Source organism: Endoryza foliicola, assembly GCF_050589245.1.
GTDB classification, from domain to species: Bacteria; Bacteroidota; Bacteroidia; order Chitinophagales; family Chitinophagaceae; genus Endoryza; species Endoryza foliicola.
Genome location: NZ_JBOBEW010000005.1, coordinates 283,786 through 302,263, shown reverse-complemented (window position 1 = coordinate 302,263; position 18,478 = coordinate 283,786). Strand labels below are relative to the sequence as shown.

Annotated in this window: 15 protein-coding genes; 10 read left to right on the top strand and 5 right to left on the bottom strand. The window is 40.3% G+C overall.

Annotated features, from left to right (window positions below):
- Positions 1-19: 19 nt before the first annotated feature.
- Entirely contained in the window at positions 20-484 is a 465-nt protein-coding gene (locus ACQ2HE_RS13560) for a hypothetical protein (RefSeq protein ID WP_430895974.1), read from the bottom strand.
- Positions 485-665: 181 nt separating this feature from the next.
- Between ACQ2HE_RS13560 and ACQ2HE_RS13555 the strand changes: the two genes are divergently transcribed.
- The 5 genes from ACQ2HE_RS13555 (at position 666) to ACQ2HE_RS13535 (ending at position 6,156) form a co-directional block, all read left to right on the top strand.
- The gene (locus ACQ2HE_RS13555) at positions 666-1,112 is read left to right on the top strand and encodes a thioredoxin family protein (RefSeq protein WP_430895976.1); all 447 of its coding nucleotides are present in this window, start codon (positions 666-668) and stop codon (positions 1,110-1,112) included.
- On the top strand, positions 1,113-2,039 hold the full coding sequence (locus tag ACQ2HE_RS13550; RefSeq protein ID WP_430895978.1) for an FAD:protein FMN transferase: 927 nt from the start codon (positions 1,113-1,115) through the stop codon (positions 2,037-2,039).
- Positions 2,040-2,048: 9 nt separating this feature from the next.
- On the top strand, positions 2,049-2,270 hold the full coding sequence (locus ACQ2HE_RS13545) for a DUF4266 domain-containing protein (RefSeq protein ID WP_430895980.1): 222 nt from the start codon (positions 2,049-2,051) through the stop codon (positions 2,268-2,270).
- 24 nt (positions 2,271-2,294) lie between these two features.
- Positions 2,295-3,545: a DUF3570 domain-containing protein gene (locus tag ACQ2HE_RS13540; protein ID WP_430895982.1), complete on the top strand. Its 1,251-nt coding sequence runs from the start codon at positions 2,295-2,297 to the stop codon at positions 3,543-3,545.
- 202 nt (positions 3,546-3,747) lie between these two features.
- On the top strand, positions 3,748-6,156 hold the full coding sequence (locus ACQ2HE_RS13535; protein WP_430895984.1) for a S9 family peptidase: 2,409 nt from the start codon (positions 3,748-3,750) through the stop codon (positions 6,154-6,156).
- Between the two features lie 53 nt (positions 6,157-6,209).
- On the opposite strand, the gene ACQ2HE_RS13530 is transcribed toward ACQ2HE_RS13535, so the two are convergent.
- A complete protein-coding gene (locus ACQ2HE_RS13530; protein WP_430895986.1) occupies positions 6,210-8,720 on the bottom strand; it encodes a phosphocholine-specific phospholipase C in 2,511 nt (836 codons plus the stop codon).
- Between the two features lie 166 nt (positions 8,721-8,886).
- Between ACQ2HE_RS13530 and ACQ2HE_RS13525 the strand changes: the two genes are divergently transcribed.
- Positions 8,887-9,303 carry a hypothetical protein gene (locus ACQ2HE_RS13525; RefSeq protein ID WP_430895988.1) on the top strand — a complete coding sequence of 139 codons (417 nt, stop codon included), beginning with the start codon at positions 8,887-8,889 and terminating at the stop codon, positions 9,301-9,303.
- Here ACQ2HE_RS13525 and ACQ2HE_RS13520 read toward each other — a convergent pair.
- Complete coding sequence (locus ACQ2HE_RS13520; protein WP_430895990.1) at positions 9,293-10,420, bottom strand: T9SS type A sorting domain-containing protein; 1,128 nt, start codon at positions 10,418-10,420, stop codon at positions 9,293-9,295. The two genes, ACQ2HE_RS13525 and ACQ2HE_RS13520, sit on opposite strands and share 11 nt — an antisense overlap.
- 259 nt (positions 10,421-10,679) lie before the next feature.
- Positions 10,680-11,576, bottom strand: a complete 897-nt coding sequence (locus ACQ2HE_RS13515; protein ID WP_430895992.1) for a hypothetical protein — start codon at positions 11,574-11,576, stop codon at positions 10,680-10,682.
- 179 nt (positions 11,577-11,755) lie between these two features.
- Between ACQ2HE_RS13515 and ACQ2HE_RS13510 the strand changes: the two genes are divergently transcribed.
- A complete protein-coding gene (locus ACQ2HE_RS13510) occupies positions 11,756-12,778 on the top strand; it encodes a threonine aldolase family protein (protein WP_430895994.1) in 1,023 nt (340 codons plus the stop codon).
- Between the two features lie 49 nt (positions 12,779-12,827).
- Here ACQ2HE_RS13510 and ACQ2HE_RS13505 read toward each other — a convergent pair whose 3' ends face one another.
- Positions 12,828-13,493 carry a T9SS type A sorting domain-containing protein gene (locus tag ACQ2HE_RS13505; protein WP_430895996.1) on the bottom strand — a complete coding sequence of 222 codons (666 nt, stop codon included), beginning with the start codon at positions 13,491-13,493 and terminating at the stop codon, positions 12,828-12,830.
- Positions 13,494-13,663: 170 nt separating this feature from the next.
- Here ACQ2HE_RS13505 and pgi point away from each other — a divergent pair, with 170 nt between their 5' ends.
- From pgi to ACQ2HE_RS13490, 3 genes are all read left to right on the top strand, one after another.
- Entirely contained in the window at positions 13,664-15,322 is a 1,659-nt protein-coding gene (pgi, locus tag ACQ2HE_RS13500) for a glucose-6-phosphate isomerase (protein ID WP_430895998.1), read from the top strand.
- A 22-nt stretch (positions 15,323-15,344) separates the two neighbouring features.
- The gene (locus ACQ2HE_RS13495) at positions 15,345-15,710 is read left to right on the top strand and encodes a hypothetical protein (protein WP_430896000.1); all 366 of its coding nucleotides are present in this window, start codon (positions 15,345-15,347) and stop codon (positions 15,708-15,710) included.
- Positions 15,711-15,787: 77 nt separating this feature from the next.
- Positions 15,788-18,451, top strand: coding sequence for a T9SS type A sorting domain-containing protein (locus ACQ2HE_RS13490; RefSeq protein ID WP_430896002.1), 2,664 nt, complete (start codon positions 15,788-15,790; stop codon positions 18,449-18,451).
- Positions 18,452-18,478: the final 27 nt, after the last annotated feature.

Sequence of the window (18,478 nt, the reverse complement as noted above, 5' to 3'; positions counted from 1 at the left end):
ATCGGTTTTATGGTAAATATTATGCAGATTTCTCGGCTTTGAGTAAAGTTCCAGAAGCGCTAAATGTTGCCTCCCATTTTACACCAGATCTATTGAAATGCGCTCTCCATGTTCCATCAGAGCGATGTTTCCACTCATAAACTGTTTCACCGGGAAAGTTTGCAGCAAATGCATCAAGCACAGCTTTTGGCACTGCTTTGTCGCTTACAACACGACTTGCTGTGGTACGTCCATTGTCATCCAATTTTGATTCCACTCTTTTATCGTCGGCATTGAAATGTACTTTGAATTTATCGTCCGTTCCTTTTCTCCATTCTAACTCAGAAGCTTTTGAATTGTCGGCGGTAAAGCCAGATACAATTGAAGAGGGAACTGAAGAACTGGGAACAATTACATCGCTAGACATTGTGGTATCTGAAGCGGTTTTTGAGCAAGAAGCGAATAAAACGATCGCGGCGATTGCTGATAGGATTTGATGTTTCATACTTTTACTTTTTAGATGTTTTAAGAACTATTTCTTATTGGTAAAAGCAAGAAACTAGGATGTAACCACGAATTCTCATTTTTTTTAAAAAAAACCGTTCACAACGCATTAACAAAAAATAATATCTCTCCTACCCAACTAAACAAAGCTTTCTACCCATCCACCTTAGAAATGACTACTCATGAAATTTCTAAGTTTTCTCCTAATTATATCCCTTTTCCATTCTAAAACGGATTGGCTCACCAATTGGCAGGAAGCGCAATTTAAAGCCAAACAAGAGGGCAAATTGATTTTATTGAACTTTTCTGGCTCAGACTGGTGCGTGCCCTGTATTCGACTTCATAAAGAAGTGTTTTCTGATCCAGGTTTTGATGAACTAGTGAAAGACAATCTGATTTTGGTGAATGCCGATTTCCCAAGATTGAAAAAGAATCAATTGTCGGCAGCACAACAAAAGATCAACGACGCATTGGCAGAGCGCTACAATACTCAAGGGAAATTTCCTTTAACTGTTTTGATGAATGAAAAGGGAGAAGTGATCAAAATTTATGACGGGTATGCCGGTGAAGGGGTTGCGTCATTTTTGGGAAGAATTAGAGATGATATCTACTCATATAAATCGAGATAGATGAAAGAAGCCTACAGACAAGAAATGCTTTTAATGGGCAACCGATTTGAGGTAACGGTAGTAACCGCATCTCAAGCGGAGGCCAATTACTGCATTGGTAAGGCTGTGGCAGAAATTAAACGTATCGAAGAATTACTAAGTACATACAAAGAAACCAGTGAAACCAATGCCATAAACCGCAATGCAGGTATTGCTGCTGTAAAAGTAAGTGCGGAGACACTAGCATTAATAATTCGGGCTAATCACATTTCTAAAATTACGCAAGGCGCTTTTGATTTAAGCTATGGTTCCATTGATAAGCGATTGTGGAATTTTGATCGAAGTATGGATTGTTTGCCAGACAAGGCTACAGCAAAGTCATTGGTTCGCTTGATCAACTATAGAAATATCGAGACAAACCAAGAAGCATCTACTGTATTTCTAAAAGAAGTAGGAATGCGTATTGGCTTTGGAGGTATCGGGAAAGGATATGCGGCAGAGAGGGCCAAGCAAGTATTAAAAGAATTAGGAATTGAAAGTGGAATTGTAAATGCATCGGGAGACCTCACGGTATGGGGCACACAACCGAACGGAAGTGCTTGGACAATTGGTATTGCACACCCTGATGCAAAACAATGGCCCTTTTCTTATTTCGAATTGAAGGATGGTGCCGTTGCCACATCCGGCAACTACGAAAAATTTGTATTGATAAAAGGGCAAAAGTATTCGCACACTATTGATCCAAAAACAGGATACCCTATTACAGGAATTAAAAGCGTAACCATCATGTCTCCAAATGCAGAGCTCTGCGATGCCTTGGCTACTCCTGTTACTATCATGGGACTTGATGCGGGATTGCATTTCGTTAATCAACTTGGGGGAGTATCATGCGTGATTATCGATGATCATAACAGACTTTATCATTCAAATAATATTAACCTCTCTTAATCGTAAACAATGAAGAAAATCAGGTTCTTTTCAATTGCAGGAATGATCATCATTTTAGTAGGTACTTCTTGCGCAACCGTTCGACCATATCAAAAGAATAAACTAAATGATGCCGAAATGGAATTGGCTGCCAGAAAAATTGAACGTGGCGATATGAGTTTTCAAACCTACCGCGAAGGTTCCTCAGGTGCTAATGGTGGCAAAGCCGGCGGCGGTTGCGGCTGTAACTAGTAGTTATCTCCTTAAATCGAATACATGAAGAAAATCTGTCTCTCATTAGTCGGCATTATTCTAGCTTTTTTTGTAGGATTTGGGCAAAACTCATCCGACACTACTTACAAACGCATGGATTTGCATGTGGAAGAAGTCAATATACTATCAAGTTACTACTCTCAAACCGGTAACCACAGTGCTATTACAGGAGGTATCGGAACGCAGCGATTAACCGATGTTTCGAATATAGTGCAACTAAAGTTAGCCCGTTATGATTTGTACGGTAGAAAGAAGACGGTTGATTGGGAACTAGGAATTGATCATCATACCGCCGCTTCCTCAGCCTATGTTTCGAAAACAGGAGCTTCGGCAACAGGGGGAACACGAATTTATCCCTCTGTAACTTGGAAAATCATCAATGATGCCAAAAGGCAGGAAACCGGTTTCGGGCTGACCTATTCAAATGAATACAACTACAAGTCGTATGGGGCCAATGTAAGTTTTGCGAAGCGCTCCTTTGATGAGAACCGAGAAGTTTCATTAAAGGCACAAGTCTATTTCGATCGTGTAAAAATGATTCAACCATCCGAATTCGCTCCAACAGAATCGAGTACTCCTACTTATAGTACTATTACCACGGCCAGTGGTAGAACAATTAGAGTGAATTCATCAAGTGAAGCCAGCAGCGGAATTCCTAGTGAATCTAGAAATACGTTCGATCTTTCTTACTCGGTAAGTCAGGTTATCAATAAGAAATTGCAGGTTGCGTTGGTAGGCGACTTTGTTGGCCAAAATGGCTATTTAGGGCTTCCTTTCCACCGGGTTTACTTTACAGATGGAACTGTAAAAGTTGAAAACTTGCCGAGCAGCAGATTTAAATTACCGATTGGCGTGAGAGCCAATTACTATTTGAGTGATCGCTTTATACTCCGCTCCTTTTATCGATTTTACACCGACAACTGGGGGGTAACTTCGCACAGTGCTAGTTTAGAGTTGCCGGTTAAATTAACGCAGTTTGTATCAGTGAGTCCTTTTTACCGGTTCTACACTCAAACCGCATCCAATTATTTCAGACCCTATTCCGAACATGCTTTAACTGAAACATACTACACAAGCAACTACGACTATGCGGCAATGAACAGTCAGTATGCCGGTATCAATGTTCGTATTGCACCTCCGAAAGGGGTGTTTGGAATCAAAAACTGGAACATGCTGGAACTACGAACAGGGATGTACCAGCAAACTACCGGATTAGAAGCATACAATCTTTCACTCAATCTCAGATTTAAATAGTTAGTTTTTTGTTTGATAAATCAAGGACACGGGCCCCATTTTCAAATGGGGCCCCACCTTTTTATTAGGGATACTACTCGGAACAGCACAATTCCAAGACAACGCTCTTGTTCACATTATTTTATGCCAACGGTTGAATAATCGGATAACGGTGAGCGGTTTGCATTCGTAAAACTTAGATTTGTAGTCCAAACTAAAATTTATGAGAAAACTGCTTTTCGGACTTGCCAGTTTATTGATTGCCGGATCTAGCTTCGCGCAATTGGGCCCACTTTCAGTTGAGAAAATCATGAAAAATCCTCAATGGATGGGCACTCAACCTAGTGCGCCAGAATGGAGTAACGACAGTAAAACCCTTTATTTTAATTGGAACCCTACTAGTGGTCCTGCAGATTCCGTTTATTTTATCAGTACTACCAATTTATCTCCAAGTCAACTAAGTGGTAAGGAAGTATTCGAAAAGAATCAAATTTCTAGAATCACCTACAATGCCGCCAGAACTGCAATGGTATATCAAAAAAATGGTGATGTTGTTTATGAAGAAATCAAAACCGGAAAGAAAATCTATATTACTAAAACGGTTGAAGTTGAACTAGGTGCCCAGTTTTCCTTTAATGATAGCAGGGTGGTTTATATCCGCAATCAAAATATGTATGCATGGACGATTGCTACCGGAGAAACAGAGCAACTCACCAATATCAGATCCTCTGGGGCATCTGATGCACCTGCAGTTTTTCAAGGTCAGAGAGGTGGCAGAGGGGAATCGGGGAGTTCGAATGCAAACAGTCAAGACAATTGGTTAAAAAACGACCAATTGCAAGTATTCGATATTTTAAAAGAACGCAAAGACAAAAGAGAAGCCACAGATAAATACAATAGATCCTTCAAAACAGAATCGTTACGTTCCATTTCAATCGATGACAAATTCATGTCAGGTCTTGGAATTAGCCCAGACGGACGTTTTGTGAGTTACCGTTTGATGAAGCAAGCCGCAAATCAGCATTCAACAATTGTACCTAGCTATGTAACAGAATCAGGATATACAACTGATCTTAATGCAAGAACAAAAGTTGGGGGAGCTCAAGCAAGTTTTGAATTTTTCATTTATGACCGAGTGAAAGACACTGTTTATAACTTGAAAATCGACAATATTGAGGGGAGCAAAGATTTACCAGACTACCTAAAAGACTATCCTAAAGAATTAGAGAGAAAGCAAAAGGCTGCAACTGTGAGAACCCTCTCTTCAGGAAGTTTTAGTTGGTCATTGAAAGGAGGAAATTGTGTATTGGATGTAAGAGCAAGTGACAACAAAGACAGATGGCTATTAAAATGGGATACCGCAACTGCAACCCTTAGTCTATTGGATCGCCAAAGAGATGAAGCCTGGGTTGCCGGCCCCGGTATCGGATTTGGTGCTAATATTGGGTGGATTGATGACCAAATTTTTTGGTTTCAATCCGAAAAAACCGGCTATTCTCACTTATACACCTACAATTTCGCAACCAAGCAAACAACTGCGCTTAGTAGTGGCAATTTTGAAATTCAGTCTGCACTTTTGTCCAAAGACAGAAAATATTTTTATATCACCACTAACGAAGTACATCCAGGCGAACAACATTATTATCGTTTAAGCATTGTTGATGGAAAGAAAGAGAAACTGACAACTATGACAGGAGCTAACCAAGTTACACTGTCTCCCGATGAAAAATGGTTGGCCATTCTTTATTCGTATACGAACAAGCCTTGGGAACTGTATTTGCAAGAAAACAAACCGGGCGCAGTAGCGAAACAAATTACAAATAAAGCACAATCGGACTTGTTTAAGTCTTATGCCTGGAGAGATCCGGAAGTAATAAGCTTCCCTGCAGCTGACGGGAAGATGGTGTATGCTAGAATTTATACGCCACAGAATCCGCACCCCAACAAGCCGGCAGTATTGTTTGTACACGGTGCAGGATACTTGCAAAATGCCCATAAATGGTGGAGTTCTTATTTCAGAGAGTATATGTTCAATAACATGTTGGCAGATAATGGCTACACTGTTATGGACATTGACTATCGCGGAAGTGCAGGTTACGGGCGCGATTGGAGAACCGGAATCTATCGTCATATGGGAGGAAAAGACCTATCAGATCATGTAGATGCCGTTTCTTATTTGGTAAAAAATTATGGTGTAAATCCTGCCCATATTGGGGTATACGGAGGGTCTTATGGTGGTTTTATCTCTCTTATGGCCTTGTTTACTGAACCCAATGTATTCAGCGCCGGTGCTGCATTAAGACCGGTAACGGATTGGGCTCAATACAATTATGGCTATACCGCTAATATTTTGAATGAACCCGCCAATGATAGCATCGCCTACAAAAGAAGCAGTCCGCTCTATTTTGCGAATGGATTGAAAGGCGACTTGCTTATTTGCCACGGAATGGTTGATGTAAATGTGCATTACCAAGATGCGGTAAAGCTTGCCCAAAGATTGATTGAATTAGGGAAAGATAATTGGGAATTAGCCTCCTACCCTATGGAAGATCACGGTTTTGTTGAACCAAGTAGTTGGACGGACGAATACAAACGAATCTTTAAACTCTTTGAAAGAGTACTAAAAAAATAAATCGGATTCTATCTGATGATAAAAAGAGGCGGTGTTAACCGCCTCTTTTTAGTTTAAACTTCCTTACCCATCAATGGATCGGTTGTCGACTCCTTACCATTCTCAACTTTTCCGGCATACCGTCTTAAGTAGCCATTATATCCCTTTAATGTTATGGTAATATCATACCAACCATTGTATGCGTCGGTATTTATCAGCAATTCAGTAAATGGCTTTCTGGTAGTAGCGGGCACGATTCTAAATTTGGTGGCATTCTTTTTATATACCGGATCAACAATCAGTAAACTCAGAATTTCCTCAGTATTGTTGGTACATTCTAAAACTAACCATTTCGATTTACCGTCGGTACGATACCCTGATTTTATTTTCAATTTAGGATCGGCCGCCGACCCTTCAAATTCTCTGTAAAATCCATCAGGTCCCAAAAGTTCTACTTGATATTGTTCATTTGGGAAACCGGCGAGCATCCATCGGTCTCTGATGGTATCTCCCGATCTAACAGCATAAGATCGATTGTATCTTGCTTCATTCCGAAATGAATTTTTTGCGTAGGCAGTGAATGGCACACCTAAACTTTCCTTTCCAAACAAATCTGTTCCTGAACCTAACGAGAGAATTAATTCATTGTTTGAATTGTCGTACCAGGCATCAGCAATCATTTCGTATTTCAATGCATTAGCGGGCTTTATCCCTTTTTCTTGCTCGGGCAAATACGATTTTAATTCAACTGCGGTTTTGTTGATCAGCTCCGTAGTTGTAATTGTTTGATAACCATCAGGCACCTTTTTAAATTGAGCATTAAAAATTGATTGCAAAAAAGGATCTTTTTCAACTGGGTTTGGATTCTTTGTAGAATCAACAGCAATCGGTCGAAACGCCGAAGTCAAGTTTCCGGAAATGGTTCTTCTCCAATCTGTGATATTCGTTTCTACCACTTTCTTTCCCCATTTCTTGTCGAGAAAATGTTCCAAAAACTGTATGGATGAAGTATGATCGAATACTTGTGAATTCACCCAGCCACCCTTTGACCAGGGCGAGCAAATAATTAATGGCACTCTAAATCCAAGTCCTATTGGGCTTTCTCGTGAATTTCGATAGTCGGATTGTTGTTCGTGAGTAACGTATTCATTTTTTACATCTATTCCTTCGGATGTTTTGCCTGAATTGGGGCGATAAGGGTTTGGTGGAGTAAATGGGGCGAGGTGATCGAACTGACCATCATTTTCATCATATGTAATTACAAAAATGGTCTTCTTCCATATTTCCGGATTTTCTGTGAGGATATTGAATACTTCGCTAATGTACCAGGCTCCATACCATGGGCTATCCGGATGATCTGAGAAACGCTCGGGTGCTACCAACCATGAAACAGTAGGCAGGTTGCCTGTTTTTACATCCTGTCTGAATTGATGAAGAATGTCCCCTTTGGGAATTTTCATACTACGCTTTTCGCCGCCGTCTTCAAACACTAAATCTTCGAGCGAGTGATAGTTGATGTCGCTTTTGTTTGTTGTAAATGCTTTATCGTGAATTGCTTTTGCAAATTCCGATTCGAAACCTTTTTCTTTGAACTGTAATTGTCGCTTCTTGTATGCATCAATCCACTCAACTTTACTTTTGTAAGCTGCCGTCAACTTTTTTCTTTCAGACTCAGTTATATCTGTATTGAGTTTGGCTTCAATATCTTTAAGTTCTTGTTCAATTTTGGGCAATGCACGTTGAATTTCTTTCTGATGTTCTGCAGAGTAGTAGGTATTGTATTGTTTAAAAAACTCTAAAGGATTATCAGTGAAATTTCCCAACCAAGCATCTTCTTCTCCATTGAACCCTACTCCTACACTTATTTCGTTCTGATATACTTTCCACGACACTCCTGCCTTTTCCAGTTTCTCCGGATAAGTTTCCCATTCCACCTCCTTACCATAATCTGAGTCGCCATTCCAAACATGTGCCATGCTTTTAGGATCGATGGATTTTCGAATGGTTCCCGACCAGAAATACAAACGATTGGGAGTAGTGCCTGTGAGAGAAGAGCAAAAATTATGATCACAAACCGTAAACGAGTCTGCTAATGCATAATAGAAAGGAATGTCTTGCCTATTAAAGTAGCCAAGGGTAACCGGAATATCATTATAGTCTTTATTGCCGTGTTTTTTCGCAGTTAACCAACCATCGTATTTCCCATTGTTTCGAGCATCTACCTGATTCGACCAGGAATGAGGAAGGGAATTCATCCAAGTAGCTTTTGAATTCACCATGTCGAGACGAAAAGGAACTTGTACCGTATTCGAATTTAGCGGTTGAAACCAAACAGGCAGCTTATTGGGTAATGTAACCGTTCTCGGATCATTGAACCCTCTAACGCCTTTCAACGTGCCAAAGCAATGATCGAATGATCGATTTTCTTGCATCAAGAAAACTACATGTTCTGCGTCTAAGTATGTTGAGCCTTCAGGGGCGTTAATTGCCAGCGCATTTTTCAATCCGGGAGGTAGGCTGTTGAGAAGTGCTGTTCCGGAGCTCATAACAGCGGTTTTCTTCAAAAAAGATCGACGTGAATCCATTGGTTTTCAATTTCAACCGAAAATTAAGAAAAAAGACGGAGCAAAGTCCTTCTTTTACTAAGCCAAGTATTTGATCAGAGTATGATAACAATCAGGTCACAAATTGATAATACTTACTTTTGTTAATCTATGCTTCTGATAGATTTGAAACTATTAAACAAAACAGATGAAGGAGCCGTTAAAATTATTGAAGTGGAGTTTAGGAATAATGTATTGCTGGTTTGGCGTATTGAAGTTTTTTCCCGGATTAAGCCCTGCCGAACAATTAGCCGGAATGACAATAGAAACAATTTGTTGCCATATCATTCCGGCCTCTTTTGCCGTTAAATTGCTCGCTGTTTTTGAAACAGCCATCGGACTTTCCTTCTTTTTATTGAGACCTGGTAGACTGCTATTTTATGCGTTTACTATTCATATTATCGGAACTTTTGTTCCACTCTTTCTATTCCCAGAAATATGTTTTAAAAACGCACCATTTGTTTTTACAATTGTTGGGCAATACATTGTAAAAAACCTACTGTTTATAGTAGTTGCCATAATGATGCACCAAGAATTAAAACAAGTTACCCAAACTACAACCTAACAAATGACTTGTTATAGCTATACCCATCTCCTGTAAACCTCAAATAGTAAATCCCTTTCTTTAGATTGGCTGTAGATACCATCATGTTTCTTGAATTGGAATTTATAGGAATTGTTTGAATCAGTAAACCCGCTTCATTATGAATCTGAATAAATTTCAAAGGAGCATTCCATTTCATCGTTAAAATTTCAGCAACGGGATTTGGAGCGATACTAAATTGAAATGAAGGTTGATCAACCCTTGCGGTTACAACATTGCTTATAACAAAGCGGCCATTGACATCCACCTGTTTGATACGATATTCATTCATTACAGAGGGGAGTGGATCAATAACCTCATACTTTGCTCCATTGGTATTCAACTTCGAAGGCATTATTTGGGTCAACTTTTGCCATGAACCGGCATTGTTCTTTTCCACAACGAAAAAGTCATTGTCTTTTTCAAAACTAGTCTCCCACTTAATTGATACTCGCCCTCCGCTAATCGCCGTTGCAGACAGGTTCTTGTACCCTACCGGTGTTAGCACTTGGTAATGCACTGTAACGGCAACATAATCAATATTACTTGAAAGAGTTAGTGCTGCAATACCCGTCGAAAATTGGGTCGCAATTACCAGCCCAAAATTGGAAGCATTGAAGTCTGAAGCCGTCCATGTACTGCCCCACAGATCATTTGAAGCTCCATAAGAAACTGTGGCGTCAGAACCGCCCCAGGCAGTACCAATGGCTTTGTTATTTCCTACAATGGAGCCACCTTGAACCAAGCGCACATTTTGATCCGAAATAGAGGAGCCAAGTCCCAAACCTCCGGCGCTCCGTTCCACTTGAACTACCACTCCACAGATTACTGCTCCCGTTGGTATCGTAAAACCGAAATTGTTGGCCCACATGTAATTTGAAGTGGCTGAAGAAAAAACTCCAAGCGCAATAGATGCAGATGCATAGCTATTGTTAGAAGTGGAAATATTACCGGAACCACTCCAAGCAATTGTGCCAATAGAAGAGTTGTTTGTAACGGTACCAGCTGTTCGAGGTCCGGCTGTTGAACATTGCGCCAGAATGGTTTTATTGGAATAGGATATTATGATCAGTGTTAAGAGTAAGTTTGCTGCTTTCATAATATAGGTTTATACAGCCAAGTAAATATACGGTCATAGCTTTTGCACTTTTCTGAAGCAAATTCGGGCATCTTTAAAGGACTCTCTAGGGTTGAGCCTAAATGAAAACTTCTAAATTTGACATAAATCAAAGGCTTTTTTTGACAGTTTTTTCCTGTTATAAGCCTAATGTATTTGGGTAGAATCGTAGAATCCGTAGTATAAATTCACAAAAAAAGCAGGCTCGAAAGCCTGCTTGCTGAAGTATCAACTGTATTGATTAAGGGAGTGTGATTTCTTTTGAATTAGTGCCCCATGATAAGACTGCTTTGTTATCGCAATCACCGTTACCATAGTCTAAAAACAAGGTCCGATCATTGATTTGAATTTTCAATACCCCTTTCACTCTCCAATCACATGCAATTGGCTTGATAATAGGAGACTCACTTGTTTTGATCACCGTTTTTCCGTTTGCGTATACTGTTTTTGTATAGATGTCGATAGAATATACGTCATCACGTACAGTACGCGTATCCATTCCTACAGTTTGTGTGAAGGTTTTGCTTGATTCGTAAGTGATGGTTCTTCCGCTTGGCCAAGTTAAAGACCCACCTTCAATAGAAGTACTAAATTTAACTACACCATTTGAGCTGAGATTGGTAATGGTTCTTGTTCCTTTTACACTTACACGATTTACGAAATAGTCGTTGAAGGTAATCTTCAGAACTGATCCAGGTTTGCGCAGCGGTGCAGAGAATTCAAAACTTATACTTCCTTTTCTAAATTTTCCATCTTTGCAAATACAGCCTGACCCATAATTTACAGTAATTGTTTTAGGGTATACGGAATCATAAGAACTTGCTTCGATAGTCGTACACAATCCTATTTTGAATTGAAGATCAGTGAACAGGTCTATTCTCCAACCTAGTTGTCCAGGTGTTGCATCAATTACTTTTGACTCTGAATTGGTAATTGTTTCAACATCTGAATTCATTGAAAAGCCCATTTCATCGGCATCTTCAACGTAGCCGTCTGCTTCGGCGTTTTCAGACGACATTACTTGAGCTTCTTCATCTGTTACAGAAGCGCTTGTAGCACTGTTTTCCTTTTTACAAGAACTGAACATTAATAGCAGCGCTACAGATGCGCTAAAGAGTACTGACATTTTTGATTTCATGGCTTTAATTTTTTTGTGTTTTCTGGAAAAAATCAACGTTCCTAGGAATGGAACCATGCTTGAAAGTTTAACCGTACAGATGGAAAATTTTTACTTTTTTTTGACAAGGGGGCTGCCAACCAAAACCTATATCCGTGATTTTCAATACATTTAGGGTGCTGTTTATGTACTTAAAAAAAATGAAAATGATTGTTGATTTTCGTTCCGACACTTTTACCAAGCCAACCCCTGCTATGATGGAATCCATTGTAAAAGCTTCCGTTGGTGATGATGTATTTGGTGAAGACCCCACTGTAAATGCTTTAGAAAAAAAAGCTGCAGAACTCTTTAGGATGGAAGCTGCTTTGTACTGCCCCAGTGGCACCATGAGTAATCAAATTGGAATTCGTGCTCATACCAATCCGGGCGACGAAGTAATATGTGAGAAAACATCGCATGTATATTTATATGAAGGAGGAGGTATTGCTGTAAACGCCGGTTGTCAGGTCAAACTTTTGGAAGGCGTTCAAGGGAAGCTAAAAGCGCATCAAATTGAAGAAGCGATAAACCCCGATGATATTCACCGTCCCATTTCTCGTTTGGTAAGTTTAGAAAACAGTACCAACAGAGGTGGCGGAAATTATTATGATCTAAACAGTTTAGCCGAAATAAAAGCGGTGTGCGAAAAACATGATTTAAAACTTCATTTAGACGGAGCTCGATTGTTCAACGCGATGGTTGCTGCAGGGCAACTCCCGCATGAAATTGGAGAGAAATTCGACAGCATTTCAATTTGCTTGAACAAAGGATTGGGATGCCCAATGGGAAGTATTTTGATGGGCTCAGCAGCTTATATTAAAAAATCGAGAAGGATTCGAAAAGTGATGGGAGGTGGTTTGAGGCAAGCCGGGTATATGGCAGCAGCCGGTGTTTATGCACTGGATCATCATATTGATCGATTGGCTGACGACCATGCGCACGCGCAATTAATTGCCGACGCAATTAGTCACAAACAATATTGCAAAGAAGTGTATCCGGTAAAAACCAATATCATCATTTTTGAAGTGGCAGCGCCTCATTCGGGAGCTTCAGTAGTGGCGTCTTTGAAGGAGAAAGGAATTCTAGCTATTGCTATGGCTCCTATGCAAGTTCGATTGGTATTGCATTTAGATGTTACAAAGGAGATGGTTGACTATACACTTGAACAGATTAAAAAATCGTAAAGGGCGCCCCATAGGTACGCCCTTATACGTTCAGTTTACTGAGAAAAATTTAGAAAGCGGCGCTGGATGCCTGTTTCATAACTCGTTTTGTAAACAACGTTCTTCCGTTAATAGTGGCTTCTTTAACGCGAAGAATATAAATACCGTTACCTAAACCCGAAGTTGTAATGGTAGCTTGATTGTCGCCACCTGCCGATTGAAATGTACTTACTTGGCGCACATGACCAAACATATCGGCTATTTCTACAATGGTATTTGCTGTGGGCCAAACACCGGAAATTTGAATACTGCTTTGAAATGGATTCTGCACTTTAAAATGTTGTTCTGAAAAAGGATTGCCTTCAATTTTGATCGTTACAACGTTTGATACAAATGGGAGATATCCATTTTTCGAAACGAATAAGCGATAAAAATAAGTACCAGGTTTAACGTTCTCATCTGTCGCTTTCATAGCGCCAGAAAAGCCTTTTTGTAACTCATAGCTTGTTACTGTGTAAAACTTCATCCCATCCACACTGCGCTCTAAGGCGCAAGTTACATCAAGGTCGAGTTCTTCAAGTTCCCATGCAACTTTAGTGGTCTTCCCATCAGATGAAGCAACAAAACTCTTTATTACAACACTGTTCACTCCAAAACTACTAGAGTGATTTGCTTCTGCGGTAAAAACGATTAGAAGCGGAAAAAAAGTAGCTAAAATGAGTTGAATTTGCTTCATAGATTTGGATATTTGAAGGGTTAGTTGCCTTCATAACGCATCAAAATCTTTTTCTAGTAAGTGAAGCACAAGCGAACAGTTGTTTATTTCTACAAAATATAAGAAAGCACTTATATTAGAATAATATGTTGGTCTTGTTTTCGTAATTTCGCAGCAATTATAAAAGAGCTATGTTACCTTCTATCAATCCAACCAACACCGCGTCGTGGTCTAAATTGAATGATCATTTTTCTAAAATGAAAAGCATCCACTTGAAAAGCTTGTTTGAGAGTGAAGCTAATCGTTTTGAAAATTATTCAAGAACACATGGAGACATCATTTATGATTTTTCTAAAAATCACATAACAAAAGAAACGGTAGATTTATTGATAAGTTGGGCAAAAGAATGTGGCGTAGAAGCTGCAATTAGTGCAATGTTTTCCGGCGAAGCAATTAATGTAACCGAAAACCGGGCTGTTCTGCACACTGCACTTCGCAATTTTTCAGAACGTCCAATTTTTGTTGATGGAAAAAATGTGATGCCGGATGTGAAATCGGTGCTGAATCAGATGAAGCTTTTCTGCGAAAGCGTTCATTCAGGTGCCTGGAAAGGTCATACCGGGAAAAAAATCACTACTGTAGTAAACATTGGAATTGGCGGAAGCGATTTAGGTCCTTATATGGTTACAGAAGCCCTCCGCCCCTATTGGGTTCCGGGTATACAAGTTCATTTTGTTTCGAATGTTGACGGCACTCATATAGCGGAAACATTGAAGAAAATTAACCCTGAAGAAACCTTGTTTTTGATTGCATCAAAAACATTTACTACGCAAGAAACCATGACCAATGCACATACTGCCAGAGCTTGGTTTTTGAACTCCGGTGCTTCTGAAGCAGCTATTGCACTGCATTTTGCCGCACTTTCAACAAATGAAAAAGAAGTGGTGAAGTTCGGAATTGACAAAGCCAACATGTTTCAGTTCTGGGATTGGGTTGGAGGTCGCTATTCTTTGTGGAGTGCTATCGGTTTATCCATTGCATTAACCATAGGATACACTCATTTTGAAGAATTATTGCAAGGTGCTCATTTCACAGATGAACATTTCCGTACAAGTGCATTCGAAAACAATGTCCCTATTCTGATGGCACTCATTGGAGTATGGTATACTAATTTCTTTGGAGCACAAAGCGAAGCTATTCTACCTTACGATCAATATTTACATCGCTTTGCCGCCTACTTTCAGCAGGGAAATATGGAGAGCAACGGTAAATCGGTCGACAGAAATGGCAACATTGTCAATTATGCAACGGGGCCAATTATTTGGGGTGAGCCGGGTACAAACGGACAACACGCTTTTTATCAGTTGATTCATCAAGGCACTCTTTTAATTCCATGCGATTTCATAGCTCCTGCTATCAGTCATAACCCAATTGGCGATCACCACAACAAATTGATGTCAAACTTCTTTGCACAAACAGAAGCATTGATGAATGGCAAAAACGAAGCAACGGTTGTGGCAGAATTTGAGAAAGCAGGTGTACCAAAAGAGAAATATCTTCCATTGGTGCCTTTCAAAATTTTTGAAGGAAACCACCCCAGCAATAGTATCTTGATCAAGAAAATAACACCATTTACCTTGGGGCAATTAGTGGCGGCATACGAGCATAAAATTTTCGTACAAGGGGTAATTTGGAATATTTACAGTTTCGATCAATGGGGTGTGGAATTAGGAAAACAATTGGCCAATACCATTTTACCGGAGTTGGGATCCGATGAAATTGTTTCGGGGCACGACAGTTCCACCAATGGCTTGATCAACAGCTTTAAGTCTTTGAGAAAAAGTTTGTAACTTAACTGCAAACAAGATTGCCATGAAAAATTATCTGTTTTTGTTGGGTTTTCTTTGTTTTGGCATAACTGCTCAATCACAATTGGAACGCAAGCCAAAGCTGAATCCATTGTCTATAATAACAGAAATCAAGCCTGGTTCGGTTCTACGAACGAATCATAACAAAAACATAATCAACCCATTACAGAGGACACCTGAAGCTAGGTTATTCCCAAGTTCCGAAGTAAAATTGCCGGTGCCGGCGTATCAGTTGCTAATCAACCAATTGGATGGCATGCCGTTAGTATTGCCTACTTTACAGGGACTGGCTCCCATGCCAGTTGTACAGCCATCCGTGAGCTTTAGAAGTGAAATGCCAATTAAGGATTTACCCTCACAATATCGGTAGATCGGGAGCGTTTAAAGGTGTTAATAATCAGGCCAAAAGCCTGACCATCCAATACCTACTTATATAACGACCGGTTTATGAAGAAAAACCTTTTGCTGTCCTTAATCATAGGACTGCTTTTTGCTGGCATCAAAACTGCTGATGCGCAGAGTCTAACTCCCGTAACATTTTCTGAAAAAGTGGGCGCTTCGTCGCTAATCGTTGAAGGAAGGGTTGCCGAACAAACCAGCTTCTGGAACCCTGAACATACGATGATTTTGACCAGCAATACGATCGTTGTTTCTAAAATATTTAAAGGAAGTTTAGAAAAGAATTTAGTGGAAATAATGACGGTAGGTGGTACTGTTGACGGTCAAGCCATTCATGCCAGCGAATTATTGCATTTAGAAAAAGGTGATTTCGGAATGTTTTTTTGCGCGCCTACGATACACAGATTGAAAAGTCCTACCACCGGAAACACCCTTTTAGACATCTATTCAAGTGCGCAAGGATTTCTAAAATATAATGAATGGGATCAATCGGCTCATGCACCTTTCGCACATTATTCAAGTATTGAACAAGAATTATATACAGCTGTAACCAAACAAACAGGTCTTGAATACAGATCACTTGAATCGAAAAGCAGTCAAGTGGTTCCCATTTCAAAATCAGGTGTGAATGTTTTAGGAATCACCGGATTTTCACCAAGCACCGTATATGCCGGAGCCTTAAACGACCCCACCAACAATATTCTTACTATTACAGGTACCGATTTTGGAACGGCCACGGGTTCTGCTGCCGTGTATTTTGATGATGCCAATGACGGCGCGGGAGGAAGTTTTACAGGCGTATCAGCCACCAGTCCTTATATTATTTCGTGGACAAATACTAGTATACAAGTTAGAGTGCCCGGAGGCGCCGGCACCGGTTCTTTCATTGTAATGGATGCATCCGGAGCAACCACTTCATCACCCAGTACTTTAACGGTTTTGTACAACGTAACGAATATTGCCTTTTCATCCGGCACTGTAATACGTGAGGCTAATTTAATGAATGATAATGGCAGTGGCGGTTACTCTATTCAATTAAGCACAAGTACTACCGGATCAGGAGTAAACTTTGACACTTCACCCGCGAAAGCAACATTAGAACGAGCTGTAAACACTTGGAGAGAAACAGCAGGCATCAATTTCAGCATTAGTGCTACTACAACAGCCACTCAAACGGTACAAAGTGACGGAGTAAATCTGGCTGTTTTTGATAACACCAATGCCGGCACAGGAGTAACACCGCTTCCAAATGGAGTACTGGCAGTATGCTATAGTTACTATGCAGCTTGTAATCCGGTAGCCAGCACTCAACCTCAGGTAACGGAATTTGACATTATCGTAAGAAATACGGGAGTGTCCACCGGTTCAGTAGCGTTCAATCTTGGCCCTTGCCCTCCTATGAGTAGTAGTACTTCTGAGTATGATATGGAAACTGTGATGCTTCACGAATTAGGGCATGCTATTCAACTAGGGCATATCAATGATTCGCACCAAGGAACCACAAATGGACAAAGAAATCCGGGCAAATTAATGAACTACGCTATTGTGAATTCGGTGAAGCGCGTTAGTCCCGACTATTCTGCACACTTAGGCGCCTTGTACTTGGCTACTCAAGAAGGAAACACCTATGGTGGTCCTTGCGGGTTGGCTACAGCCGAAATGACCACACTGGCCAGAACCATTGAATCGAAAGACGATTGCCCGGCAAGCTTTCCGGTTACAGCTTTGTCGAAAAACACCAGTGTAAACTTTGATCTGGTTCATACCACTTCAAATCGCTTTGTAGATCCCAACTATACTCAAGTTACCACAACTGGGGTTGGCGTGGGAGTAACCAATACTGCTTACTATGCTTTTAGAACGAATAATGTGGGAGGTAGTTTAGACCTGAGCGTTGCTGGATATACCACAACCCCAAGCACTCCAACTTCCTGTGCCACACCATTTGGGTACCTCACCAAAGGGGTAGAATTGGCTTTATACCAGGTTTCAAGCTGCCCAACGGGTCAAGCGTTCCCCACTCCCATTGCACGACTGACATTTGATGGAGATGGTGCATTGACTACCATCACAGGTTTAGCTGCCAATACCAGCTATTTATTGTTAGCCGATGGTATCGAGAACACTAAGGCCAATTTCAACCTAACGTTCACCGGCGCGGCGCTTTTGCCGATAAACTTTGATTTTTTCAATGGCATCGTTTTGCCAAAATACAACCAACTGAATTGGTCTATAGATCAATCTAGAAATGTACTCGGTATTGCTATTGAACGCAGTAGTGACGGAATCTTGTTCTCAGAAATTGGCCAAAGCGATGCGATTTCCGTTGGGTCAAAAACCACATATACAGATTTAACCCCCTTGCCAGGTAACAACTTCTATCGTTTGGCAGTAAAAAATATGGATGGCACTATTGAATATTCAAAAATAGTGTTATTGAAGAGAGAAGAAAATCTAACCATTTCAATTCAACCAAATCCCGCGAACAGTCGCATGTTGATCCAATTGAAAACAGCCGTTGAAGGGAAGTATTTGGTTAATCTGTTTTCAAGCAATGGTCAATTAATTGCGTCAAGAACTCTAAATATAGCCGGGAATCAATCTCAAATGTATCTTGAAACTTCTAGTGTAAAATCAGGATTGTACTATGTGAGTATTTATGACCCCAATGGCAAACTTATTGCAACTCGACAGACTACAATACAGCATTAAAATAGCACAAAAAAGCCCCGCAGTTGC